Genomic DNA, 24,346 nt, shown 5'->3' on the forward strand with positions numbered 1-24,346 from the left:
TCGCGAGCAAGCTCGCTCCCACAGGTATTGTGGTCTGGCTGTCAGACCTGCTGCGACAGCAACTGCCCATCGGCCATGCGCAGGCGCTTGGACAGGGAGACGGCGAGGGCGCGGATGATCTTGGCGGCGATCTTGGGGGCGTCGTTGAGCATTTTTTCCAGGGAGTCCTTGCCCAGATTCAACAACTGGCAATCACTGGCGGCGATGCAACTGGCCGAGCGCCGTTCGCCGTCGAGCACGGCCATTTCACCGAAGGCCCGACCGCTGCGCAGTGTGGCGATGGTCACGGGTTGGCCGTCGGGACCGGTTTTCTGCACGGCCACCTGGCCGGTGTGGATGATGCACATGAAGCTGCCGGCATCGCCCTCGCGGAAAATCGCTTCGCCCTGGGCGATGGCGCTGATGCTGAAATAGCCCGACGCGGCGGCGAAGTCGACGGGCAGCAACTGGTCGAACAGACCGCAGTCCATCAGCCAATCGCGGATTTCTTTGTTCAGTAAGGTCGGTTCTGACATGTTGGCACGGTCTTTTTCTTGTGTCTGCTACGGGTTTGGATTGAAGAAGAACCCTTGTGGGGGCGAGCTTGCTCGCGATGGCGATGTGTCAGTCAACATCAATGCTGACTGATCCGACGCCATCGCGAGCAAGCTCGCTCCCACAATTATCTGGGATGCCCAGCGCATGGAGCTAAGACCCGGCCATCCCACGGAGTTCCTCAATCCAATCCCAAAACCTTCAAGATAAATGCATATTCGAGCGCTACGTCACGCAATCCCTGGTAGCGCCCGCTCATTCCGCCGTGGCCGGCGCCCAGCTCGGTCTTGAGCAGCAGGGGGTTGTCGTCGGTCTTGGTGGCGCGCAATTTCGCCACCCACTTGGCCGCTTCCCAGTACTGCACGCGACTGTCGTTGTAACCGGCGATCACCAGCAGCGCCGGGTACGCCTGGGCGCGGACGTTTTCGTACGGGGCGTAGGCCCGGATCCGATCATAAACGTCCGGCTCCTCTGGATTGCCCCATTCGTCGTATTCGGTGACGGTCAGCGGCAGGTCCGGGTCGAGCATGGTGTTGAGCACATCGACGAACGGCACCTCGGCAATCGCGACCTTGAACAGCTCCGGGCGTTGGTTGAGCACTGCGCCGATCAGCAGGCCACCAGCGCTGCCGCCGCTGATCGCCAGTTGTTCGGCGGTGGTGAAGCCGTTGGCGATCAAATGTTCGGCACTAGCGATGAAATCGCCGAACGTGTTGTGCTTGTGTTCCTGTTTGCCGGCGCGATACCAGGCTTCCCCCAGCTCGCCGCCGCCTCGCACATGGGCGATGGCAAACGCCACGCCGCGATCGAGCAGGCTCAGCCGCGCATGGGAAAACCATGGGTCGAGGCTTTCGCCATAAGCGCCGTAGCCGTACAGGTACAGCGGCACCGGCCGGCCGAGGGCCTCGCGCTTGACCACCAGGCTGATGGGCACCTGGGTCCCGTCCGCTGCCGTCGCCCAGAGCCGCTGGCTGACGTAGGCATCGGCATCGAACGGCCCCAGTACCGGGGTTTGCTTGAGCACGACCTGAGTACCGCTGGCCAAATCCAACTGACGGATCTGTGCCGGACGGTTCAGGGCCTCGTAGCGCAGGCGGATGCGATCGCTGACGAATTCCAGGCTGTTCTGCACATGCAGGCTGTAGGCCGCATCCGGCAACTGCACCCGATACGCCGGCAAGTCCTGGGGATGCACCTCGATGATCGGCAGGCCGCCCTCACGCAGGCTCAAGGTCATGGCCCCGGCGTTCAGGCTCAGGCCGTCGATCATCACCGTGTCGCTGTGGGGGATCAGGTTCTGCCAGTCGGCCTCGGTCGGCGCCACGCCGGTGTCGGCGGCCTGGTACAGGGCGAAGTTGATCCCGTCGCGGTTGCTGCGGATCAACCAGGTCCATTGGCCATTGAGCAGGCCGTGGTCGACATCGTATTCGTGGTTTTCCAGGCGTGGCGCCAGGCAGGTGAAGGGCTGTTGCGGGTGCGCGGCGTCCAGCACCCAGACTTCGCTGGTGGTCTTGCTGCCCAGGGACAGGATCAGTTGCTTTTCCGAGCTCGAACGATAGCAATGCAGGAAGAAACGCCCGTCCGGCTCATGGAACACTTCTTCGGCGGCGGTGCCGTCCAGGCGATAGCGCCAGAGTTTGTGGGGGCGGTGGGTGTCGTCCAGTTCACCAAAAAACAGCGTCAGGCTGTCGTTGGCCCAGGTCATGCTGCCGTCGCAATTGTCGAAGGACAGTTCACTGACCTTGTCGTTGGACAATTCCTTGACGAACAGGGTGTAGATCTCGTCGCCGGTGGTATCCAGGCTGTAGGCCAGGCGCTGGTGGTCGGGGCTGATGCTGAAGGCGCCCAGGGCAAAGAATTCGCCGCCGGCCAGCGCGTTCGGGTCCAGCAGCAGCTGTTCGTGGCTTTCGTCCACGCTCAGGCTGTCGTCGGCCGGGCGTGGGCAGCGGTAGTGGCGCGGGTATTCGTCACCGGCCGTGGTGCGGGTGTAATACAGGTATGGGCCCCAGGGTGAGGGCAGTGACAGGTCGGTCTCGAGGATCCGGCCCTTGATTTCCTGGAACAGGGTTTCGCGCAATTCGGCCTGATCGGCGAGTTGCGCCTCTTGATAGCTGTTTTCCGCCTTGAGGTAGTCGAGCACGGCGTCGGTGTCGCGCTCCTGCAGCCAGGCGTACGGGTCAACACCGGCGTCCCTTCGGGCAATCGGGGCGTTGGAAACGTGGGCAGATAGGGACATGAAAGGCTCTCAAACGTTGTACGAAAAGGGACACGCGGCCTGGACAGAACCCACCACACAGGCCATTCGCCAGATGCCGGGGCAGCCTGACGCGTGAAAAGCCGTTACTATAAGCGTCTCTTTGCCTGCCTTGCCATGGACACCATGACCGAGAATGACTATCTGATCGCCTGGGGCCTCTACGCCTTCGCTGCCCTGGGCTGCCTGTTGGTGTGGATGCGCATGACCCGCTGGATGTGGCGTTGGTTGCGCGAACCGCTGCGCTTGCTGATGGCAGTGTTGCTGTTCAGCCCCACCGTCGTCGACCCGGTGAAGGACAAAGTTGCCCCGGCCTTGGCCATTGTCGCCCTGGACATCTTGTTCAAGGTCGGCAACAACGTCTGGCGGGCGGCGTCCGATCTGCTCATGTACGGCATGATCGCCTTCGGCCTCTATTTGGTGGTCGTGCTGATCCGCTTCCCCATCGAGCGCGCCGCCAACGCGCGCAAGGAACGGGCTGCCGCCGCCAAAGCCGCCGCCGCGGCCGATGAGCCAGAGGACGAACCACCGTTCGGCGTGGCCGGCGACGACCGCTACGGTCGCCCGCCCGTGCCGAGCAACCCCCAGCGTTCGCGTATCGAACCGCGCCTGTAAGCAGGCCTGCCCCTTGAAGCGAGAGTTCGAGCATGTGTGAGTTACTGGGCATGAGCGCCAATGTGCCGACCGACATCGTGTTCAGCTTCACCGGGCTGATGCAGCGCGGTGGCAAGACCGGGCCGCACCGGGACGGGTGGGGCATCGCCTTCTATGAAGGTCGTGGCCTGCGCCTGTTCCAGGACCCGGCCGCCAGCAGCGAATCGGAAGTGGCGAACCTGGTGCAGCGTTATCCGATCAAGAGCGAAGTGGTGATCGGGCATATTCGCCAGGCCAATGTCGGCAAAGTCTGCCTGTCCAACACCCACCCCTTCGTGCGTGAGTTGTGGGGCCGCAACTGGTGTTTTGCCCACAACGGTCAGCTTGCCGATTTCCAACCGGGTGTGAGCTTCTACCGCCCAGTGGGCGACACCGACAGCGAAGCGGCCTTTTGCGATTTGCTCAACCGCGTGCGCCAGGCTTTCCCGGAGCCGGTGGAGGTAGAACAGCTGCTGCCGTCGTTGATCGAGGCCTGCACCGAATACCGCAACAAAGGCGTGTTCAACTGCCTGCTCAGCGATGGCGACTGGCTGTTCTGCTATTGCTCGACCAAACTGGCCCAGATCACCCGTCGCGCGCCGTTCGGCCCGGCGCGGCTCAAGGACGTGGATGTGATTGTCGATTTCCAGGCGGAAACCACGCCCAACGACGTGGTCACGGTGATCGCCACCGAGCCTTTGACCGAAAACGAAACCTGGACCCGCTACGAACCGGGCCAATGGAGCCTGTGGCGACGCGGCGAATGCGTCAGCCACGGCCGGACCGAATAAGGACGTCACGTTATGTTGCTCAGTTATCTACGGCTGGTGTTGTTCGCGGTGGGCCTGTTGGTTGGTGTCCAGGTGCCGGGCTTCATCAATGATTACGCCAAGCGGGTCGAGGCTCACCTGATCGAGGCGCAGACCGGCCTGCAAGGTTTCCAGGGCACCGCCAACCAGTTCTTCAAGGGCGACATGCAGGCCCTGGTGGCCCATTACCGCGCCAGCGAAGATCCGATCTTTCGCAGCGATGCCGACAGCCTGAACACCTTGCTCGTGCGCCAACAGGCTCTGGACAAGCAATTCCAGGCCATGCAGGGCCCGTGGTACATCCGCCTGCTGCAAGTGGCGCTGGCCGCCGATCCGGACATTCGCAAGGAAACCTGGAACGGCTACAGCTACCAGATCCTGTTGACCCCCGAAGCCATGGTCTGGGGCATCAGTGGCGCGATGTTGCTGTCGTTCGGCCTGGAATGCCTGTTCCGCCTGATCGACTGGGTGGTGCTGGGTGGCAAGCGCCTGCGCCAGGGGCGGCCGATTGAAGAGCGGGACCTGCGAGGGCTGTAAAGCCGCAGCCGGCTTCTGTGGCGAGGGAGCCAGCTCCCGCTGGTCTGCGCAGCAGACCCAAACCTGCTGGATAACATCAACCTGACACTGCGCAGTGCCTGGTCTTGGGGCCGCTTCGCGGCCCAGCGGGAGCAAGCTCCCTCGCCACAACGGTGTTCAGCCAGGCCCTGGGTCTTACCCAATCAAATTTTTCTTATGACCCAGCCAAGGTTTTATTCGTTGGACGGGATCGGCCGCGCGCTCAAGAATCGGGGCAACGGTCTCCACGTCAGCGTCGTCGAGACTCACAACAATAAAACCGTGGAGAACCCCCATGAGTGCACCCGACACGCTCGGCGTCCCCCAACCCCAGGCCCGTTCTGGCCCGTTCGATTGGTATCGCAACATCAACCAGCAGGAACGTCGCACTTTCTGGAGCTGCAAGATCGGTTACGCCTTGGACGGCATGGACACCCAGATGCTCAGTTTCGTGGTGCCGACCCTGATCGCAATGTGGGGCATCACCACCGGTCAGGCAGGCCTGATCCATACCAGCACCTTGATCGCTTCGGCCATTGGCGGCTGGGTGGCGGGCATTCTCTCCGACCGGATCGGTCGGGTGCGCACCCTGCAGCTGACGGTGCTGTGGTTTGCCTTCTTCACCTTCCTGTGCGGCTTTGCCCAGAACTACGAACAACTGTTGATCGCGCGCACACTGATGGGCTTCGGCTTTGGGGGCGAATGGACCGCCGGTGCGGTGTTGATGGGCGAGGTGATCCGTGCCAAGGACCGTGGCAAGGCAGTGGGCATGGTGCAGTCGGGCTGGGCGCTGGGCTGGGGCATGACGGCGATCCTGTATGCGCTGCTGTTCTCGGTGCTGCCGCCGGAAGACGCCTGGCGCGCACTGTTCATCCTCGGCATCGTGCCGGCGGTGTTCGTGATTTTCGTCCGTCGGCTGGTCAAGGATCCGGACGTCTATAACCAGACCAAGGCCCGTCTGACGCCGGAAAACCCAGCGAAGTTCTACGAGATTTTTGCCCCCGGCATTCTTTTCACCACCCTTCGCGCCTCGCTGCTGACCACCGGAGCCCTGGGCGGTTACTACGCCATCACGTCCTGGCTGCCGACGTTCCTGAAAAATGAGCGCGGCCTGAGTGTATTGAGCACCGGCGGTTACCTGGCGATGGTGATTGTCGGTTCCTATGTGGGCTACGTCATCAGTGCCTATTTGAGTGACATCCTCGGCCGCAAAAAGAACTTCGTCCTGTACGCCGTCGGCTCCTTCACCATCGTCCTGCTGTATACCCAGCTGCCGGTGAGCAATAACGTGATGCTCTGGCTGGGCTTCCCCTTGGGGTTCTTCGCGTCGGGCATGTTCAGCGGCATGGGCTCGTTCCTCACCGAACTGTTTCCTACGCGCATTCGTGGTTCGGGCCAAGGCTTCTGCTACAACATTGGCCGGGCGGTGGCGGCATTGTTCCCGCTGTTGATCGGTATTTTGAGCCAGAAGGTGCCGCTGAGCGTGGGTATCGGGGCATTCGCGGCGGTGTCCTATGGCGTGGTGATCCTGGCGGCCCTGAGCCTGCCGGAAACCCAAGGCAAGCAGTTGGAAGCCGAGTAACTGATAACCTGTGGGGTACGTGCCCCACAGTAAAATAAAGAAAGAACCTACAGGAGCGTTCACCGTGAACCGCCTGCTATTGAACTGCGACATCGGCGAAAGCTTCGGCAACTGGACCATGGGTCTGGACGCCGAGGTGATGCCCTTCATCGATTGCGCCAACATCGCCTGCGGCTTCCACGCCGGCGACCCGAGCATCATGCGCAAGACCGTCAGCCTGGCCCTGAGCCACGGCGTGCGGATCGGTGCGCACCCGGCCTATCAGGACCTGGCGGGCTTCGGCCGCCGTTCCATGGCCTATGGCGCCCAGGAATTGCAGGACTTGCTGCATTACCAGATTGGCGCCCTCGACGGCATCTGCCGGGCCCAGGGCGGGCAGGTCAGCTACGTCAAACCCCACGGCGCGATGTACAACGACATGATGGCCAACCCGGCGCAGCTGCGCACGGTGATCCAGGCTGTCGCGGCCTATGATCGGCAACTGCCGCTGATGCTCATGGCGACCCGGGACAACAGCGCTGCCCAGGCCTTGGGCGACGAGTACGGTCTGACCTTGTGGTTCGAAGCCTTTGCCGATCGCGCCTACGACAGCGCCGGCCGCCTGGTTTCGCGGCAAGCGCCGGGCGCAGTGCACCACGACCCCGAGGTCATTGTCGGGCAGGCCCTGACCATTGCCCGCGGCGATGCGTTGATCGCCAGTGATGGCAGCGCCTTGCACCTGAAGGCCAATACCTTATGCGTACACGGTGACAACGCCAGCTCCGTGGCGGCCGTGCAACGGATCCGCGAAGCCCTGGACCGGCAGCGTGCGCCATGAAGCCACGCTTGGAAGTGGTGGCGGTGGACTGCCTGATGGTGCGCCTGTTCGACGAGATCGCCGAGGCCAACATGCCCTGGATGCTCGCCGCCAGCGAGCGCCTGCGAGCGGTGTTTGCCGAGCATTTGATCGACTTGGTGCCGTCCTACACCACCTTGATGGTGCACTACGACTTGCTCGCCCTGGACCCGGTCCAGGCCCGCGAATTGATCGACGAGGCGCTGCATAACCTCTCCCCGGATGCCCAGTCCGCCGGCCAATGCCACGTGTTGCCGGTGTGGTACGACCTTAGCGTCGGGCCAGAACTGGCGCTGTTGGCGAGCCGCAGCGGCTTGACGGTCGCCCAGGTGATCCGTCGCCACAGCGAACGCGAGTACCAGGTGTTTGCCCTGGGCTTCGCTCCCGGCTTCGCCTTCATGGGGCTGGTGGACGAAGCATTGGCTGCACCGCGCCTCGACACGCCGCGCAAGCGCGTGGCCGCGGGCAGTGTCGGCATCGCCGAACGCCAGACCGCGGCGTATCCGGTGGTGTCGCCCGGCGGCTGGAACCTGATCGGTCGCACCCCGGCCAAACTGTTTGATCGTGAGCGCGACGGCTACAGCCTGATGCAGCCGGGGGACACGGTGCGTTTTGCCCCCGTGGACCATGCTGAATTCATCGCGCTGGGTGGCGACGATACACCGCTGGAGACCCAGGCATGAGCCGGTTGTTGATTGAGGCCAGCACACCGCTGTGCCTGTTGCAGGACGCTGGCCGTTTCGGCGTGAGGCACCTGGGCGTGACCCAGGGCGGGGCGGCGGACTGGCTGTCGATGGCCTGGGCCAATTGGATGCTCGGCAATGGCCTGGACGCGGCGGTGGTGGAGATTACCCTCGGCGGCTTTGCCGTGGTGGCCGAAGAGGATTGCGTGCTGGCGCTGGCCGGGGCGGACCTGGGCGCGCGAATAGACGGCCAGGGCGTGGCATCGTGGCGCTTCTTCAGCCTGCGCAAGGGCCAGGTGCTGGCGCTCACCCAGCCTGTGCTCGGTGCCCGGGCCTATCTGGCGGCCCCTGGCGGTTTCAATGCGCCGGCGGTGCTGGGCAGCCGGGCGACGGTGGTGCGCGAGGAACTCGGTGGCGTGGATGGACGGGGGCGGGCGCTGAGTCGCGGCGCGTACTTGAGCTACTCAGGCACGGCGACGCCTCGGCCCATGCCGCACACGCGGATTCCGGATTTCCAGCAAGCGCAGCCGCTGGACCTGATCCTGGGGGCGCAGAATGGTGCTTTTAGCGGGCAGAGTCTGTTCGACGCGTTCAACACCCCGTGGACGCTGGACAGTCGCGCCGACCGCATGGGTATGCGGTTGCTGGGCACGGCGCTGGAGTATCAGGGGGCGGCGATGATTTCCGAAGGTATTCCCCTGGGCGCTGTGCAGGTGCCGCCGGACGGCCAGCCGATCGTGCTGCTCAACGACCGGCAAACCATCGGCGGTTATCCACGGCTGGGCGCCCTGACCCCATTGGCCCTGGCCCGGCTGGCGCAATGCCTGCCGGGGGCGCAGGTGCGGTTGCGGCCGGTGGTGCAGGAGGTTGCGCATCGGCAGCAGGTGGAGTGTCTGCGGGGGCTGTTAAACCGCTAAAAGCATCGCGAGCAAGCTCGCTCCCACAGGGGATCTCAGTGTGACGAAGATCCAGTGTGGGAGCGAGCTTGCTCGCGATGAGGCCTGAACAGGCAACCAAAATCTTACTTGGACAGAAACCGCATCCCTTCCTCCAACCCCCGCAAGGTCAGCGGATACATCCGGTCTTCCACCAACTCGCGCACGATGTTGGTCGAGGCGGTATAACCCCAGGTGTCCTTGGGGTACGGATTGATCCAGATGAGCTTCTTGTACTTCTCCATGAAGCGCTGCATCCACACATAACCGGCTTCCTCGTTCCAGTGTTCGACGCTGCCGCCGGCCTGGGTGATTTCATAGGGGGCCATGGCGGCGTCGCCGATGAAGATCACTTTGTAGTCGGCACCGTACTTGTGCAGCAAATCCTGGGTCGAGGTGCGTTCGGAAGTGCGGCGCAGGTTGTTCTTCCACACCGATTCGTAGACGAAGTTGTGGAAGTAGAAGTACTCCAGGTGCTTGAACTCGGTCTTGCAGGCCGAGAACAGTTCTTCGCAGATCTTCACGTGGGCATCCATCGAGCCACCGATGTCGAACAGCAGCAACAGCTTGACGGTGTTGCGTCGCTCCGGGCGCATCTGGATGTTCAAGAGGCCGGCGTCCCGGGCGGTGTGGTCGATGGTGCCGTCGATGTCCAGCTCTTCGGCCGCACCCTGGCGGGCAAACTTGCGCAGCCGGCGCAGGGCGATCTTGATGTTGCGGGTGCCCAGTTCCACCTGGTCGTCGAGGTTCTTGTACTCGCGTTGGTCCCAGACCTTCACCGCCTTGCCCTGGCGCTTGCCGGCGTCGCCGACCCGAATGCCTTCGGGGTTGAAGCCGCCGGAGCCGAATGGGCTGGTACCGCCGGTGCCGATCCACTTGTTGCCGCCGGCATGGCGTTCCTTCTGTTCTTCCAGGCGTTTCTTGAATTCTTCGATCAGCTTGTCCAGGCCACCCAGGGATTGGATCTGCGCCCGCTCTTCGTCAGTCAACGAGCGCTCGAACTCCTTGCGCAACCAGTCTTCTGGAATCAGCGCCTGGAGATGATCGTCGAGTTTCTCCAGGCCGTTGAAGTAGGCGGCGAACGCCCGGTCGAACTTGTCGAAATGCCGTTCGTCCTTCACCAGGATCGCCCGGGACAGGTAATAGAACTCGTCCATGTCGGCGAAGATCACCCGCTGTTTCAGCGCGTTGATCAGGTCCAGCAGTTCACGCACCGACACGGGCACCTTGGCGGCGCGCATTTCATTGAACAGGTTAAGCAGCATGGCAATCGCCCTCGCTCTTGATAAACGAAGAGGATCAGCGAGTGCCGCGGCGGCTCATGAACGCCAGGCGCTCGAGCAGTTGCACGTCCTGTTCGTTCTTGACCAGGGCCCCGGCCAGCGGCGGAATGGCCTTGGTCGGATCGCGCTCGCGCAGCACCGCTTCGCCGATGTTGTCGGCCATCAGCAGCTTTAGCCAGTCCACCAGTTCGGAAGTGGAGGGTTTTTTCTTCAGGCCCGGCACCTTGCGCACGTCGAAGAACACGTCCAGCGCTTCGCTGACCAGGTCCTTCTTGATGTCCGGGTAATGCACATCGACGATTTTCTGCAGGGTGGCGCGGTCAGGGAAGGCGATGTAGTGGAAGAAGCAGCGACGCAGGAAGGCGTCCGGCAGTTCCTTTTCGTTGTTGGAGGTAATGATGATGATCGGGCGCTGCTTGGCCTTGATGGTTTCGTCGGTCTCGTAGACGTAGAACTCCATCTTGTCGAGTTCCTGCAACAGGTCGTTGGGGAACTCGATGTCGGCCTTGTCGATTTCGTCGATCAGCAGGATCACCCGCTCCTCGGATTCGAACGCTTCCCAGAGCTTGCCCTTCTTCAGGTAGTTGCGCACGTCGTGGACTTTGTCCACGCCCAACTGCGAGTCCCGCAGGCGGCTGACCGCGTCGTACTCGTACAGGCCCTGGTGAGCCTTGGTGGTGGACTTGATGTGCCAGGTGATCAGGCGCGCACCGAAGGATTCGGCCAGTTGTTCGGCCAGCATGGTCTTGCCGGTGCCCGGTTCGCCCTTGACCAGCAACGGCCGCTCCAGGGTAATGGCGGCGTTGACGGCCAGTTTCAGGTCATCGGTGGCCACGTAGGCGCTGGTGCCTTCGAACTTCATCTGCAATTCCTCGAACGGTGTCGCCGGCCTGGCGAGGCGGGGCGCGCGAAATAGATAGCGTGCCCGACTATAACGCGAGGCCCCGCCGACTGTGAACGCAGACGCTGTATTCAGTCTCTGAATGGGGCGTCACATGTTGACTCAGGCTGTGGCGAGGGAGCTTGCTCCCGCTGGGCTGCGCAGCGGCCCCAAAAAAGCCTGCGAGCGCTGCGCCCTGGAGCGCCAGCCCGGTCGAGCGGGAGCAAGCTCCCTCGCCACAGGCCTAGTCGGTCGAAGGCGGTGGCTGTTCATAACGGGCGTTGAACGCCTGGACGAAACCGTTGCGCAGGATCTGCAGGAAGGCTTCGAAGGCGCTGATGTCCTGCTGGTGAACATTGCCGCTGAGTTCCACCCGGGTGGCGAACTGGTTCTTGCGCTGGTTCTTGAGGGCTGTCTCACCCGTGCCGACCAATGCCTCCCAGACGGAGCGGAAGATGTTTTTGTTCTTGTTTTCCACGTCCTGTTGCCAGTCGAACACGTCGACATCACGCAGCAGTGGCTTGATGTAGCCGCTGAGTCGGGCGTTGTCGGCTTCAGCCTCGACCACCAGGTCGCCGTGGCCGGCATTGAAATCGAACTTGCCATAGGCAGCGGCGAAGTCGTTCAGGCGCTTGAGTTCGATGTTCGTGGCTCGCAGGCGGAAGTCGAAGTCCTCGAAGTTGCTCAACGGGTCAAAGGTAGCCTGCATTTCCAGGGGCGCATGTTCGGCCACCAGGGCCTTGCCCTCGAAACGGGCGTCGCGCTTGCCTTCGGTGTCGACCACGTTGGTCAGGTTGTAGAAGCTGGCGTTGACGTCGGTGGCCCGCAGGTTGACCGGTGGCTTGGAGTTGAAATTGCGAAAGGTGACCTTGCCATCCCTGATCCGCACTTCGTTGAAGGTGATGGGCAGCAGTTTGCCCAGTTGCTCGCGCCAGTTGGTGCCCCGGCCGGTCTGGGAGTTCTGCCGGTTGGCTCCGCCGTCGACGAAGTTCACCTCTGGGCGGGCGAATTCCACCTCGGCCACCACCGCATGGTCGTACCACAGCGAGTGCCAGCTCACCGACAGGTCCACCAGCGGGGCGGTGACGAACGGCACCGGGACCTTGCCGTCGACCTTGACGATTTCCAGGCCGTTGATCCGGTAGGCACCGCGCCACAGGGCCAGGTCCACATCGGTGATCTGGCCGCGATAATCGCCCATGTTGGCCAGTTTATCGTTCAGGTAGTCGCGTACCAGGTAAGGCAGGGCGAAGTGCAGGGCCACCAGCACCGCGACGAGGGTGGCGAACACCCACAGTGGCCAGCGATATCGACGCTTCATGTCAGTCAGTCTCCAGCGTTTGTTGGGGGAGCGCCTCCTAATGCCATTGACTGTCGCAACCACGGGAACGTTCGGTGCAACTGGACGCCTGTGGGCAACAGGCATACCTTTAAAGGCTTAAATTCTCGCCGCATCAAGGACCCAGCCATGAGCCGTATATTCGCTGACAACGCCCATTCCATCGGCAATACGCCACTGGTACAGATCAACCGCATCGCGCCGCGCGGTGTGACCATCCTGGCCAAGATCGAGGGGCGCAACCCAGGGTATTCGGTCAAGTGCCGGATCGGCGCGAACATGATCTGGGACGCTGAAAGCTCGGGCAAACTCAAGCCGGGCATGACCATCGTCGAACCGACCTCGGGCAACACCGGAATCGGCCTGGCGTTCGTGGCCGCCGCCCGTGGCTACAAACTGATGCTGACCATGCCGGCCTCCATGAGCATAGAGCGCCGCAAGGTGCTCAAGGCTCTGGGGGCGGAGCTGGTGCTCACCGAGCCGGCGAAGGGCATGAAGGGGGCCATCGAGAAGGCCGCCGAGATCCTGGCCAGCGACCCTTCCAAATACTTCATGCCGCAGCAGTTCGATAACCCGGCGAACCCGGCGATCCACGAAAAAACCACCGGCCCGGAAATCTGGAACGACACTGACGGCGCGGTGGACGTGCTGGTGGCGGGCGTGGGCACCGGCGGAACCATCACCGGGGTTTCGCGGTATATCAAGAACACTTGCGGCAAACCGATCTTGTCGGTAGCGGTCGAACCTGAGGTTTCGCCAGTGATCACCCAGGCGATGGCGGGCCATGAGATCAAGCCCAGCCCCCACAAGATCCAGGGAATCGGTGCCGGGTTCGTGCCGAAGAACCTCGACCTGTCGATCGTCGACCTGGTCGAGCGGGTCACTGACGACGAGTCCAAGGCCATGGCCCTGCGCTTGATGCAGGAGGAGGGCATCCTCTGCGGCATTTCCTGCGGGGCGGCGATGGCCGTGGCTGTGCGCCTGGCGGAAAAACCGGAAATGCAGGGCAAGACCATCGTCGTGATCCTGCCGGATTCGGGCGAGCGGTACTTGTCGAGCATGTTGTTCAGTGATTTGTTTACCGAGCAGGAGACTCAGCAGTAACCGTGAATTCATAGGTGTAGCGAGACGCTTTTGTGGCGACGGAGCAAGCTCCTTCGCCACAAAAGCCCTCGCCATCGTAGGTTGAATGATTGTTCGATGCGTCAGCCAAGGTTCAGGCGACGCATGTTAGAAAGTGTTTATTGCGTTTCACTCAACAGAGAATGTTGCGTCAGACGGTTTTTACCCGGGCCTGGAGTGGTTAACATGGCCCTCGGCTACGTCGGGCAGTAGGCGTCGCGTCAGTTGTTTTGGACAAGGAGTTGTAAAATGACCGTTTCGTTTGTCGCCAAGGCCTCGCTGTTGCTGTTGTTTTTGGGCAGTACGCTTTATGTGCATTTGCGTGGCAAGGCGCGTTTGCCGGTATTGCGGCAATTCGTCAATCACTCGGCGCTGTTCGCCCCCTATAACACCTTGATGTACCTGTTCTCCGGCGTGCCTTCGAAGCCGTACCTGGATCGCAGCAAATTTCCCGAACTGGATGTGCTCAAGGACAACTGGCAAGTCATTCGCGACGAGGCCATGCACCTGTTCGACGAGGGCTACATTCGTGCCGCCGAGAAGAACAACGACGCCGGTTTCGGCTCGTTCTTCAAGAAGGGGTGGAAGCGCTTCTACCTCAAGTGGTACGACAAACCGCTACCGTCGGCGGAGATGCTGTGTCCGCGCACCGTCGAGCTGGTCAACCAGATCCCGAACGTGCGCGGTGCGATGTTTGCCCTGCTGCCCGGTGGCAGTCATCTGAATCCACATCGAGACCCCTTTGCCGGTTCGTTGCGTTATCACCTGGGGCTGTCCACGCCCAATTCCGATGACTGCCGGATCTTCGTCGACGGTCAGATCTATGCCTGGCGCGACGGCGAAGACGTCATGTTCGATGAAACCTATGTGCACTGGGTCAAGAACGAAACCCCACAGACCCGCGTAATCCTGTTCTGCGATGTCGAGCGGCCCCTGAAAAGCCGGCTGATGACCCGCCTCAACCGTAGCATCAGCGCGTTTCTCGGCCGCGCCACCGCGCCGCAGAACCTGGAGGATGAACACGTCGGCGGCATCAACCGGGCCTATGCCTGGAGCAAGTCGTTCAGTGACGGCATCAGTGGCCGGGTCAAGCAGTTCAAACGCAAGTATCCCAAGGCCTACCGGGTGATGCGGCCGGTGTTGGCGGTGGCGGTGCTGACGGCGCTTGGCTATTGGTTGTTCGTTTAAACATTGCGTAGTCCATCGAGCGCTGGTTATAGTCAGCGCTCTTCGGTTTTCGAACCCACCCTTCAAGAGATCGGCTCATGCCTGTATCCCCTGTCATCGCGGTCGTGGTTCCAGCGTTCAACGCTGGCGTCGTGCCGTGTGGGAATCAGCAGCCTGCGCAGATCGGTCAATACCCCCCACCTGTCAGTAGCTCATCGGTGTACGCCGTCGTATCACCGCCGGGTGTTGGCATTCAGGGCTGATCGGCAACGGTTGCCATCCCCTGCGCCCGCCTGAAAAAAACTACTGGACTTCAGCTTCGGCTGAGTTGGCTTTTTGCCTGACTACAGGTGGTATCCATGTTTTCCCTTTCCAAAAACGCCTTATTGGCGGCGGCTTCCACGAGCCTGTTCGTTTTGCTGTGGAGCAGCGGGGCGATCTTTTCCAAGCTGGGCCTGGCCCACGCTTCCCCTTTCGCCTTTCTGCTGATCCGTTTTGCCATCGCACTGTTCGCGTTGGTGCTGTTGATACCCATGCTCAAGTTCAAGTTGCCCAAGACCGGCAAGCCGATGCTGTACGCGGTGACCACCGGCTTGGTGCTGCTGGGCGCCTATCAGATTTTTTATCTGCTGGCGCTGCAAATGAGTGTCACGCCCGGGGTCATGGCCACCCTGATGGGTGTGCAGCCGATCCTGACCGTGGTGCTCATGGAACGTCAGCGTTCCTGGTCGCGGATGTTCGGCCTGGTGCTGGGCTTGGTCGGGTTGGTCATGGTGGTGTACCAGGGCATCGGCCTGGCCGGCATGTCCCTGGCGGGGATGGTGTGCGGGTTGCTGGCACTGGTGAGCATGACGGCCGGTTCCATCATGCAGAAGCGCATCACCGATAACCCACTGGGCACGCTGCCGGTGCAGTACCTGGCCGGGTTGGTGTTGTGCGCGGTGCTCGTGCCGTTCCAGCCGTTTCACTTCGAATACAGCACGGGGTTCTTCGTGCCGGTGTTGTGGATGGGGTTGGTGGTGTCGGTGCTGGCGACGTTGCTGCTGTACCGTTTGATTGCCCGTGGCAACCTGGTCAATGTCACCAGCCTGTTCTACCTGGTGCCGGCGGTGACGGCGATCATGGACTACCTGGTGTTCGGCAACCGGCTGGCGTTGTTGAGCTGGCTGGGGATGGCGCTGATCATCGTGGGGTTGGTGTTTGTGTTTCGTAAAAGCCGTTAGCCCTTAGCTATTCGCTGGTTGTACCACCGCCATCGCGAGCGAGCTCGCTCCCACAGGGTTATGCGCAGCCCTCTGTGGGAGCGAGCTTGCTCGCGATGGCCCATTCAGCCACACCGATGAACTACCGGGCAGGCGCTTCAGCCGGTTTCACCACCCCAGGCTTCAACACCAACCACAACGCCGCCGCAATCAACACCCCGCCATACAAATGCGCCATCCCCAACGGCTCATCCAGCAGCAACGCCCCCCACAACACGCCGAACGGCGGGATCAGGAACGTTACGGTCATGGATTTGACCGGGCCGATGGAACTGAGCAAGCGGAAGTAAAGAATGTACGCCAGGGCGGTGCACACCAGGCCCAGGCCCAGCAGTGACAACCAGACGCTCCAGCCACCCCAGCTGGCCGGCGGTTGGCTGATGACGCTGTAACCAAACAGCGGCAGCAAGAACACCGTGGCACCGAACATGCTGCCCAGGGCCGAGAGGCGGCTGTCCAGGCCTCCTTGGTGATCGAGCCAGCGCCGGGTGAGGAAACCGGCAAAGCCGTAGCAGGTCGTGGCCAGCAGGCAGGCGAGGGCGCCCATCAGCAATTGCAGGTCGAAGGCCACCGGGCCGGCGCGGGTCAGGATGCCAACGCCGAGCAGCCCCAGGAAGACACCGCTGACCTTGGCCAGGGTCAGTTGTTCGCTGAAGAACAAGCCGCCGATCAACACCCCCATCAATGGCGTGGTGGCATTGAAAATCGCCGAGTAACCGGCTGGCAGCACCTGGGCCGCCAGCGAATAAAACGTGGCCGGAATACCCGAGTTGATCAGGCCCAGCACCATCACGACTTTGAGTTTGCCGCGAAAATTCCAGTCGACGCGCATCAGGGCCAGGATCGCCAGCAGCCCGACGAAGGCGATGGACACGCGAAAGAATGCAGTGGGGAGGGTGCCAATGACGGGAGCGATGATGCGCATGAACAGGAAGCTGGCCCCCCAGATGGCGGCCAATGACAGTAAACGCAGGATATCGACGAGGTTCACGAGCCACTCCTTCCTTGATGGGGTGGCAAGTGTCGCCGCCCTGCATAGCGATGGCAATGGTTGCGTTGGCGCGTGATTGGCCTCTAAGCTCAGTCGCCAATAACAAGCATGACCCGCCGAGGTTTACCCTATGACGCAGCCATGGCCCGCCCTCGAAATCGCCCGTTCGATCCTCGACGGCTTCGACGATTATCGTGAGCATTTCCGGCAGATCACCGACGGCGCTCGCGCCCGGTTCGAGCAGGCACGGTGGCTGGAGGCCCAAGCGGCGTCGGCGGCGCGGATCAATTTGTATGAAGAAAAAGTCTTCGAAACCGTCGCCAGGCTGCACAAGGCCTTCGATGACGAAACACTGATGGACGTGGGCTGCTGGCCACTGGTCAAAAGCGCCTACATCAGCCTGATCGACCTGCGTTTCGACGATGAGCTGTCGGAAACCTGGTACAACTCGATCTTCTGCGGGCTGTTCAGTCATGACCTGATCAGCGACGGCACCATGTTCATCCACACCACCCGACCCAGCCTGCGCCGCGCCCGCGCTGCCCAGACCCGCACCTACAAACCCCAGGGGCAGTTGGATCGGATGCTGGCGAGCGTGTTCGCCGATTACCGGTTCAGCGAAGACTACGGCGACTTGCCAGGCGACCTGCAGCGCCTCGAAGCCCAGCTTCGGGAGAACCTGCCGGACTGGGTCTGCAAGGACCCGGAACTGACGGTGGAGTTGTTTTCCTCGGTGCTCTACCGCAACAAGGGCGCCTACCTGGTGGGCCGGATCTTTACCCGCGACGACCAATGGCCGCTGGTGATCCCGCTGCTGCACCGCGAGGGCCGGGGTATCCAGATCGATGCGCTGATCACCGACGAGGCGCAGGTGTCGATCATCTTCTCGTTCACCCGCTCGTACTTCATGGTGGACGTGCCGGTGCCGGCGGAATTCATCGGCTTTCTCAAGCGCATCCTGCCGGGCAAGCACATCGCCGAGTTGTACACCTCCATCGGTTTCTACAAGCACGGCAAGTCCGAGTTCTACCGGGCGCTGATCAACCACCTGGCGAATACCGACGACCAGTTCATCATGGCCCCCGGCGTGCGCGGCATGGTCATGAGTGTATTCACCCTGCCGGGCTTCAACACGGTGTTCAAGATCATCAAGGACCGCTTCTCGCCGTCGAAAAACGTCGACCGTGCCACGGTGATCGAGAAGTACCGCCTGGTGAAAAGCGTCGACCGGGTCGGGCGGATGGCCGATACCCAGGAGTTCGCCGATTTCCGCTTTCCCCTGAGCAAGTTCGAGCCAGCCTGTCTGGAGGAACTGTTGGAAGTGGCGCCGTCCACGGTGTCGGTGGAAGGCGAGACGGTGCTGATCCGGCACTGCTGGACCGAACGCCGGATGACGCCCCTGAATCTCTACCTGGAAAACGCCAACCCGGACCAGGTGCGCGAGGCGCTGGAAGACTACGGTCTGGCGATCAAGCAACTGGCGGCGGCCAATATCTTCCCCGGCGACATGCTGCTCAAGAACTTCGGCGTGACCCGCCACGGTCGTGTGGTGTTCTACGACTACGATGAAATCTGTTTCCTCACCGAAGCCAATTTCCGCCATATCCCCGAGCCCCGTACCCCGGAAGACGAAATGGCTTCCGAGCCCTGGTATTCCATCGGACCGCTGGACGTGTTCCCCGAAGAATTCCCACCGTTCCTGTTCGCCGACGCCGGGCAGCGCAAGCTGTTCGACCAGTTGCACGGCGAGCTGTACAACGCCGACTACTGGAAAAGCCTGCAAGAGGCGATCCGGGCGGGGAAGGTGATCGACGTGTTCCCGTATCGGCGTAAAGACCTGGACAACGAATAACCCGGCAGGCAAATGAAGACCTCCTGTGGCTTGCCACAAAAGCAGCCTTGACGCACATCCCCCTGTGGGAGCGAGCTTGCTCGCGATAGCGGTGTATCAGTCAACATCCATGCAGGCTGAACCACTGCCATCGCGAGCAAGCTCGCTCCCACAAGGGTATGGCGGTGGGCTGCTTCGCGTGTTCGGCGCAATGGCCGCAAATCTGCGACAATCCGCCCCTGCATAAATCGACGACCCTTGCGTACCTGATGACTGACCAAGCCCCTGCTATCGACAAGCTGCTGAAAAACCTCGACCACGCCATGCTCGCCGACCGTCACCGGTTGCGGCGCCAGTTGCTCGAGCTGCGCAAGAAGCCCGACGAGGCCAAGCTGGCCCAGTGGGTGACGCGCATGCAGGCGTCGTGCGACCAGGTGCTGGCGCGCAAGGCGAGCCTGCCGGTGATCCGCTATGACGACAATCTGCCGATCGCCGCCAAGCGTGACGAAATCAAGCAGGCGCTGCTCAAGCACCAAGTGCTGATCATCGCCGGCGAGACTGGCTCGGGCAAAACCACGCAGTTGCCCAAGATCTGCCTGGAAATCGGTCGCGGCCAGCACGGTTTGATCGGCCACACCCAACCGCGCCGGATCGCCGCCCGCAGCGTCGCAAGCCGTGTCGCCGAAGAACTGGCCACGCCGTTGGGGGCGCTGGTGGGTTATCAGGTGCGCTTCGAGGACCAGAGCGACGCCAACACCCTGATCAAACTGATGACCGACGGCATCCTGCTGGCCGAGACCCAGAACGACCGCTACCTCGAGCGCTACGACACGATCATCGTCGACGAAGCCCACGAACGCAGCCTGAACATCGATTTCCTGCTGGGCTACCTCAAGACCCTGCTGCCGCGCCGCCCGGACCTGAAAGTCATCATCACCTCGGCGACCATCGACCTGGAGCGCTTTTCCAAGCATTTCGACGACGCACCGATCGTTGAAGTCTCGGGCCGCACCTTCCCGGTGGAAACCTGGTATCGCCCGCTGACCCTGGAGCAGGACGAGGAGGGCAACCGGGTCGAGGACGACTTGACCGTTGACCAGGCGATCCTCGCCACCCTCGATGAAATCGCCGCCTATGAGCGCAGCGAGCGCCGCAGCCCTGGGGATGTGCTGGTGTTCCTGCCGGGTGAGCGGGAGATTCGCGACGCGGCGGAGATGCTGCGCAAGGCCCAGCTCAAGCACACCGAGATCCTGCCGCTGTATGCGCGGCTGTCACCGGCTGAGCAGCAACGGATCTTCCAGTCCCACCCGGGCCGTCGTGTGGTGCTGGCGACCAACGTCGCCGAAACCTCGCTGACCGTGCCGGGTATCCGCTACGTGATCGACAGCGGTACCGCGCGCATCAGCCGCTACAGCTACCGGGCCAAGGTCCAGCGCTTGCCCATCGAGGCCATTTCCCAGGCCAGCGCCAACCAGCGCAAGGGGCGCTGCGGGCGGGTCGAGCCGGGGATTTGCGTGCGGTTGTACAGCGAGGAAGATTTTCTTGGGCGGCCGGAGTTCACCGATCCCGAGATCCTGCGCACCAACCTGGCGGCGGTGATCCTGCAGATGCTGCACCTGCGCCTCGGCGAGATCACCGATTTCCCGTTCATCGAGCCGCCGGATGGCAAAGCCATCAGCGACGGTTTCAACCTGCTGCAAGAACTCTCGGCGGTGGATCGCAACAGTCAGCTGACCCCGCTCGGTCGGCAGTTGGCGCGCCTGCCGGTGGACCCGCGCATGGGCCGCATGCTGCTGGAAGCGGCGAAGCTGGGCAGCTTGCAGGAAGTGCTGATCGTCGCCAGCGCCATGTCGATCCAGGACCCGCGCGAGCGTCCGCCGGAGCGTCAGCAGGCGGCCGACCAGGCCCACGCCCAGTGGAAGGACCCGGATTCGGACTTCGCCGGGTTGGTCAACCTGTGGCGCGGTTTCGAGGAGCAGCGCCAGGCCCTGACCGCCAGCCCGCTGCGCAACTGGTGTCGCAAGAATTTCCTCAACTACCTGCGCCTGCGCGAGTGGCGTGATTCCCATCGCCAGTTGAGCTTGATCTGCCGCGATATGCAGTTGAGCCTCAACAAAGACCCGGCCGACTACCCGAAACTGCACAAAGCGGTGCTCTCGGGCTTGCTCAGTCAGATCGGCCAGAAAACCGAAGAGGGTGATTACCTCGGTGCTCGCCAGCGGCGGTTCTGGGTCCACCCCTCGTCAGGCCTGGGCAAGAAGCGCCCGCAGTGGCTGATGACTGCCGAGTTGGTGGAAACCACCAAGTTGTACGCGCGCATGGTGGCCAAGATCGAGCCGGACTGGATCGAACCGCTGGCCGGGCACCTGATCAAGAAAAACCACTTCGAACCCCATTGGGAGAAGAAGCGCGGGCAAGTGGTGGCCTATGAGCAGATCACCCTGTTCGGGCTGATCGTCGTCGGTCGGCGGCCGGTGCACTACGGACCGGTGGACCCGGTGGTGTCCCGTGAGCTGTTCATCCGCGAGGCGCTGGTGCGCGGCGAGATCCAGTCCAAGGCCAAGTGCCTGGGCGCCAATACCCGCTTGCTGGAGCAACTCGACGAACTGGAAGCCAAGGCCCGCCGCCGCGACATCCTGGCGGACGAGGAAACCCTGTTCGCGTTCTACGATGCACGTTTGCCGGCGGAGATCCACCAGACCGCGACGTTCGACAGCTGGTACCGGATCAACAGCCAGAAAGACCCGCAATTGCTGATCATGCGCGAGGAAGACGTGTTGGCCCGCGAGGCCAGCGAGGTCACCGCCACCCAGTACCCCGACACCTTGCGTGTCGGCGACCTGACCTTGCCGCTGAGCTACCACTTCGAGCCCAACCATCCCCGCGACGGCGTGACCTTGCGTGTGCCGGCGCCGTTGTTGCCGATGCTGCCGCCGGAACGCCTGGAATGGCTGGTACCGGGGATGATCGAGGCCAAGTGCATCGCCCTGGTGCGCAACCTGCCCAAGGCACTGCGCAAGAACTTCGTGCCGGTGCCGGACTTCGTCAAGGCGGCGCTGCAACGCATCACCTTCGCCGAGGGCTCGTTGCCGCAGTCCCTGGGCCGTGAGCTGCTGCGCATGACCGGTGCGCGGGTCAGCGACGAAGCTTGGGCGGAAGCGGCCCAGCAGGTGGAAAGCCATCTGCGCATGAACCTGGAAATCGTCGACGGCCAAGGCAAGTTCCTCGGTGAGGGCCGCGACCTGGCCGAGCTGACAGCACGCTTTGCCGAGGCCAGCCAGGCGGCCTTGGCCGTGCCGCAAACGGCAAAAAGCCAGGCACCGGTGGAGGCGAAGGTCTTCGCGCCGGTGGCCGAGAAAACCCAGCAGAAGATCGCCGGGCTGTCGATGACGGTCTATCCGGCGCTGGTGGAAGAGGGCGGCGTGGTCAAGGAAGGGCGTTTCCCGACTCCGGCCGAAGCCGAATTCCAGCATCGCCGTGCCTTGCAACGCTTGCTCATGCAGCAATTGGCCGAATCGGCCAAGTTCCTGCGTGGCAAGCTGCCGGGGTTGACGGAGTTGGGCCTGCTGTACCGCGACTTGGGCCGCATCGACGGCCTGGTGGAAGACATCCTGCTCGCCAGCCTCGACAGCTGTGTGCTCGAAGGTGAAGCGAGCCTGCCCCGCGACGGCGCCGCCCTGGCTGCCCTGGCCGAGCGCAAGCGCGGCGGCTGGACCGAACACGCCGAACGCCTGGCGAAGCTGACCCTGGACATCCTCAAGCTCTGGCATGGCCTGCAAAAACGTTTCAAGGGCAAGATCGACCTGGCCCAGGCCGTGGCGTTGAACGACATCAAGCAGCAACTCAGTCACCTGGTGTACCCGGGCTTCGTGCGGGAAACACCGCATCAGTGGCTCAAGGAGCTGCCGCGCTACCTCAAGGCCATCGAGCAACGCTTCGAGAAGCTGGGCAGCCAGGTGCAGAAAGACCGGGTCTGGAGCGGCGAGCTGTCGAACCTCTGGGCCCAATACCAGGCCCGCGCCAGCAAACACGCCCAGGAAGGCAAGCGCGACCCGCAACTGGAGTTGTACCGCTGGTGGCTGGAGGAATACCGGGTGTCGCTGTTCGCCCAGCAACTGGGTACCAAAGTGCCGATTTCCGACAAGCGCCTGGGCAAGCAGTGGAGCGTGGTGGAAGGTTGATCGCAGAAGTCAGATGATACTCATACCCCCTGTGGGAGCGGGCTTGCTCGCGAATGCAATTGCACATTCAACATTGATGCAAGCTGATCCACCGCTTTCGCGAGCAAGCCCGCTCCCACAGGGTTTTGTGTTGTAAGTGAGGGAGAATGGGCCAAACGCCAGCGTTTATGGCAAACTTCGCGCCTATAAATGCCGGTTCCGTGGTTTTGAGCTTCAATGCCACGGGCGGATCCGGAATAAAGCGATGCCAGGGCTGCTTCCCCGGATGGGAAAAGTCCCTTTGTGTATTGGTACGTCGGTGCCAATACTTTCTGCCTGAACAGATCAGAGACACGACCCATGCATAATGTCGTCATCAGCGGCACCGGCCTGTACACCCCGGCCAACAGCATTTCCAACGAAGAGCTGGTGCAATCTTTCAACACCTATGTCGCGCAATTCAACGCCGACAACGCCGATGCCATCGAGCGGGGTGAAGTCGAGGCATTGACCGAGTCCAACGCCGCGTTCATCGAAAAGGCCTCGGGCATCAAGAGCCGCTTTGTCATGGACAAGGATGGCATTCTCGATCCGCACCGCATGACCCCACGCCTGCCCGAGCGCTCCAACGACGAGTGGTCGGTGCTCTGCGAAATGGCCGTCGGCGCTGCGAAACAAGCCCTGGAGCGCGCCGGCCGCACGGCCGCCGACATCGACGGGGTCATCGTCGCCTGTTCCAATCTGCAGCGTGCCTACCCGGCCATCGCCATCGAAGTCCAGGAAGCCTTGGGCATCGAAGGTTTCGGTTTCGACATGAACGTGGCCTGTTCCTCGGCGACCTTCGGTATCCAGGCCGCGGCCAACAGTGTGCAACTGGGTCAGGCCCGGGCGATCCTGATGGTCAACCCGGAAGTCTGCACCGGTCACTTGAACTTCCGCGACCGCGACAGCCACTTCATCTTCGGCGACGCGGCCACTGCCGTGATCATCGAGCGGGCGGACCTGGCGACCTCGCCGTACCAGTTCGACGTGGTCAGCACCAAGTTGCTTACCAAGTTCTCCAACAACATCCGCAACAACTTCGGTTTCCTCAATCGCGCCGCGGAAGAGGGCATCGGCAGCCGTGACAAGCTGTTCGTCCAGGAAGGCCGCAAGGTGTTCCGCGACGTCTGCCCGATGGTGGCCGAACTGATCGGTGCCCACCTGGAAGAAAACCAGCTGAACGTTGGCGACGTGAAACGCTTCTGGCTGCACCAGGCCAACTTGAGCATGAACCACCTGATCGTGCGCAAACTGCTGGGACGCGAAGCCACCGAAGCGGAAGCCCCTGTCATTCTCGACCGCTACGCCAACACCAGTTCGGCCGGTTCGGTGATCGCGTTCCACAAATACCAGGATGACCTGCCCAGCGGCTCGGTCGCCGTCCTCAGTTCCTTCGGTGCCGGGTATTCGATTGGCAGTGTGATTTTGCGTAAGCATTGATGACTGGCA

At 62.3% G+C, this 24,346-nt stretch carries 19 protein-coding genes; 13 read left to right on the plus strand and 6 right to left on the minus strand.

Features of this window, described 5'->3' with window-relative positions; genetic code table 11:
- Positions 1-41 precede the first annotated feature (41 nt).
- Together AB7M32_RS11740 and AB7M32_RS11745 are read right to left on the minus strand one after the other, a co-directional pair.
- Positions 42-515, minus strand: a complete 474-nt coding sequence (locus AB7M32_RS11740; protein ID WP_072409850.1) for a cyclic nucleotide-binding domain-containing protein — start codon at positions 513-515, stop codon at positions 42-44.
- A 200-nt stretch (positions 516-715) separates the two neighbouring features.
- Positions 716-2,770, minus strand: coding sequence for a S9 family peptidase (locus AB7M32_RS11745; RefSeq protein WP_454249983.1), 2,055 nt, complete (start codon positions 2,768-2,770; stop codon positions 716-718).
- Between the two features lie 135 nt (positions 2,771-2,905).
- Here AB7M32_RS11745 and AB7M32_RS11750 point away from each other — a divergent pair, with 135 nt between their 5' ends.
- The 7 genes from AB7M32_RS11750 (at position 2,906) to AB7M32_RS11780 (ending at position 8,802) form a co-directional block, all read left to right on the plus strand.
- Entirely contained in the window at positions 2,906-3,403 is a 498-nt protein-coding gene (locus tag AB7M32_RS11750) for an MFS transporter (RefSeq protein WP_072409846.1), read from the plus strand.
- A gap of 32 nt (positions 3,404-3,435) precedes the next feature.
- Positions 3,436-4,212 (plus strand): class II glutamine amidotransferase, encoded by a 777-nt coding sequence (locus tag AB7M32_RS11755; protein ID WP_454249984.1) that lies wholly within the window; start codon positions 3,436-3,438, stop codon positions 4,210-4,212.
- A gap of 12 nt (positions 4,213-4,224) precedes the next feature.
- The gene (locus tag AB7M32_RS11760) at positions 4,225-4,767 is read left to right on the plus strand and encodes a DUF2937 family protein (protein WP_018607553.1); all 543 of its coding nucleotides are present in this window, start codon (positions 4,225-4,227) and stop codon (positions 4,765-4,767) included.
- Positions 4,768-5,080: 313 nt separating this feature from the next.
- A complete protein-coding gene (locus tag AB7M32_RS11765) occupies positions 5,081-6,367 on the plus strand; it encodes an MFS transporter (protein WP_454249985.1) in 1,287 nt (428 codons plus the stop codon).
- 64 nt (positions 6,368-6,431) lie between these two features.
- Positions 6,432-7,184, plus strand: a complete 753-nt coding sequence (locus tag AB7M32_RS11770; protein WP_454249986.1) for a 5-oxoprolinase subunit PxpA — start codon at positions 6,432-6,434, stop codon at positions 7,182-7,184.
- The gene (pxpB, locus tag AB7M32_RS11775) at positions 7,181-7,885 is read left to right on the plus strand and encodes a 5-oxoprolinase subunit PxpB (protein WP_072409838.1); all 705 of its coding nucleotides are present in this window, start codon (positions 7,181-7,183) and stop codon (positions 7,883-7,885) included. The genes AB7M32_RS11770 and pxpB overlap by 4 nt, the downstream gene beginning before the upstream one ends.
- Positions 7,882-8,802, plus strand: coding sequence for a 5-oxoprolinase subunit C family protein (locus AB7M32_RS11780; protein ID WP_454249987.1), 921 nt, complete (start codon positions 7,882-7,884; stop codon positions 8,800-8,802). The genes pxpB and AB7M32_RS11780 overlap by 4 nt, the downstream gene beginning before the upstream one ends.
- Positions 8,803-8,906: 104 nt before the next feature.
- On the opposite strand, the gene AB7M32_RS11785 is transcribed toward AB7M32_RS11780, so the two are convergent.
- The 3 genes from AB7M32_RS11785 to AB7M32_RS11795 form a co-directional block, all read right to left on the minus strand.
- Complete coding sequence (locus tag AB7M32_RS11785; protein WP_003198888.1) at positions 8,907-10,085, minus strand: vWA domain-containing protein; 1,179 nt, start codon at positions 10,083-10,085, stop codon at positions 8,907-8,909.
- A 34-nt stretch (positions 10,086-10,119) separates the two neighbouring features.
- Positions 10,120-10,965 (minus strand): AAA family ATPase, encoded by an 846-nt coding sequence (locus AB7M32_RS11790; protein ID WP_053143593.1) that lies wholly within the window; start codon positions 10,963-10,965, stop codon positions 10,120-10,122.
- A 262-nt stretch (positions 10,966-11,227) separates the two neighbouring features.
- Positions 11,228-12,304, minus strand: a complete 1,077-nt coding sequence (locus AB7M32_RS11795) for a DUF748 domain-containing protein (protein ID WP_454249988.1) — start codon at positions 12,302-12,304, stop codon at positions 11,228-11,230.
- Positions 12,305-12,451: 147 nt separating this feature from the next.
- Between AB7M32_RS11795 and cysK the strand changes: the two genes are divergently transcribed.
- The 3 genes from cysK to AB7M32_RS11810 all read left to right on the plus strand — a co-directional run bounded on the left by cysK (position 12,452) and on the right by AB7M32_RS11810 (position 15,834).
- The gene (gene cysK, locus AB7M32_RS11800; protein WP_053120124.1) at positions 12,452-13,426 is read left to right on the plus strand and encodes a cysteine synthase A; all 975 of its coding nucleotides are present in this window, start codon (positions 12,452-12,454) and stop codon (positions 13,424-13,426) included.
- A 267-nt stretch (positions 13,427-13,693) separates the two neighbouring features.
- A complete protein-coding gene (locus AB7M32_RS11805; protein ID WP_454249989.1) occupies positions 13,694-14,632 on the plus strand; it encodes an aspartyl/asparaginyl beta-hydroxylase domain-containing protein in 939 nt (312 codons plus the stop codon).
- Positions 14,633-14,970: 338 nt separating this feature from the next.
- Positions 14,971-15,834 carry a DMT family transporter gene (locus AB7M32_RS11810; RefSeq protein ID WP_454249990.1) on the plus strand — a complete coding sequence of 288 codons (864 nt, stop codon included), beginning with the start codon at positions 14,971-14,973 and terminating at the stop codon, positions 15,832-15,834.
- Between the two features lie 121 nt (positions 15,835-15,955).
- Here the strand turns inward: AB7M32_RS11810 and AB7M32_RS11815 are convergent, their stop codons facing one another.
- Complete coding sequence (locus AB7M32_RS11815; RefSeq protein WP_092204648.1) at positions 15,956-16,864, minus strand: DMT family transporter; 909 nt, start codon at positions 16,862-16,864, stop codon at positions 15,956-15,958.
- A gap of 130 nt (positions 16,865-16,994) precedes the next feature.
- On the opposite strand from AB7M32_RS11815, the gene aceK reads away from it, so the two are divergent.
- From aceK to AB7M32_RS11830, 3 genes are all read left to right on the plus strand, one after another.
- Positions 16,995-18,716 (plus strand): bifunctional isocitrate dehydrogenase kinase/phosphatase, encoded by a 1,722-nt coding sequence (gene aceK, locus AB7M32_RS11820; RefSeq protein WP_454249991.1) that lies wholly within the window; start codon positions 16,995-16,997, stop codon positions 18,714-18,716.
- A 248-nt stretch (positions 18,717-18,964) separates the two neighbouring features.
- Positions 18,965-22,876, plus strand: coding sequence for an ATP-dependent RNA helicase HrpA (gene hrpA, locus AB7M32_RS11825; protein WP_454249992.1), 3,912 nt, complete (start codon positions 18,965-18,967; stop codon positions 22,874-22,876).
- A 339-nt stretch (positions 22,877-23,215) separates the two neighbouring features.
- A complete protein-coding gene (locus tag AB7M32_RS11830) occupies positions 23,216-24,337 on the plus strand; it encodes a beta-ketoacyl-ACP synthase III (protein WP_454249993.1) in 1,122 nt (373 codons plus the stop codon).
- The last annotated feature ends 9 nt before the right edge of the window (positions 24,338-24,346 follow it).

The sequence above is a fragment of the Pseudomonas sp. R151218B TE3479 genome, assembly GCF_053629195.1.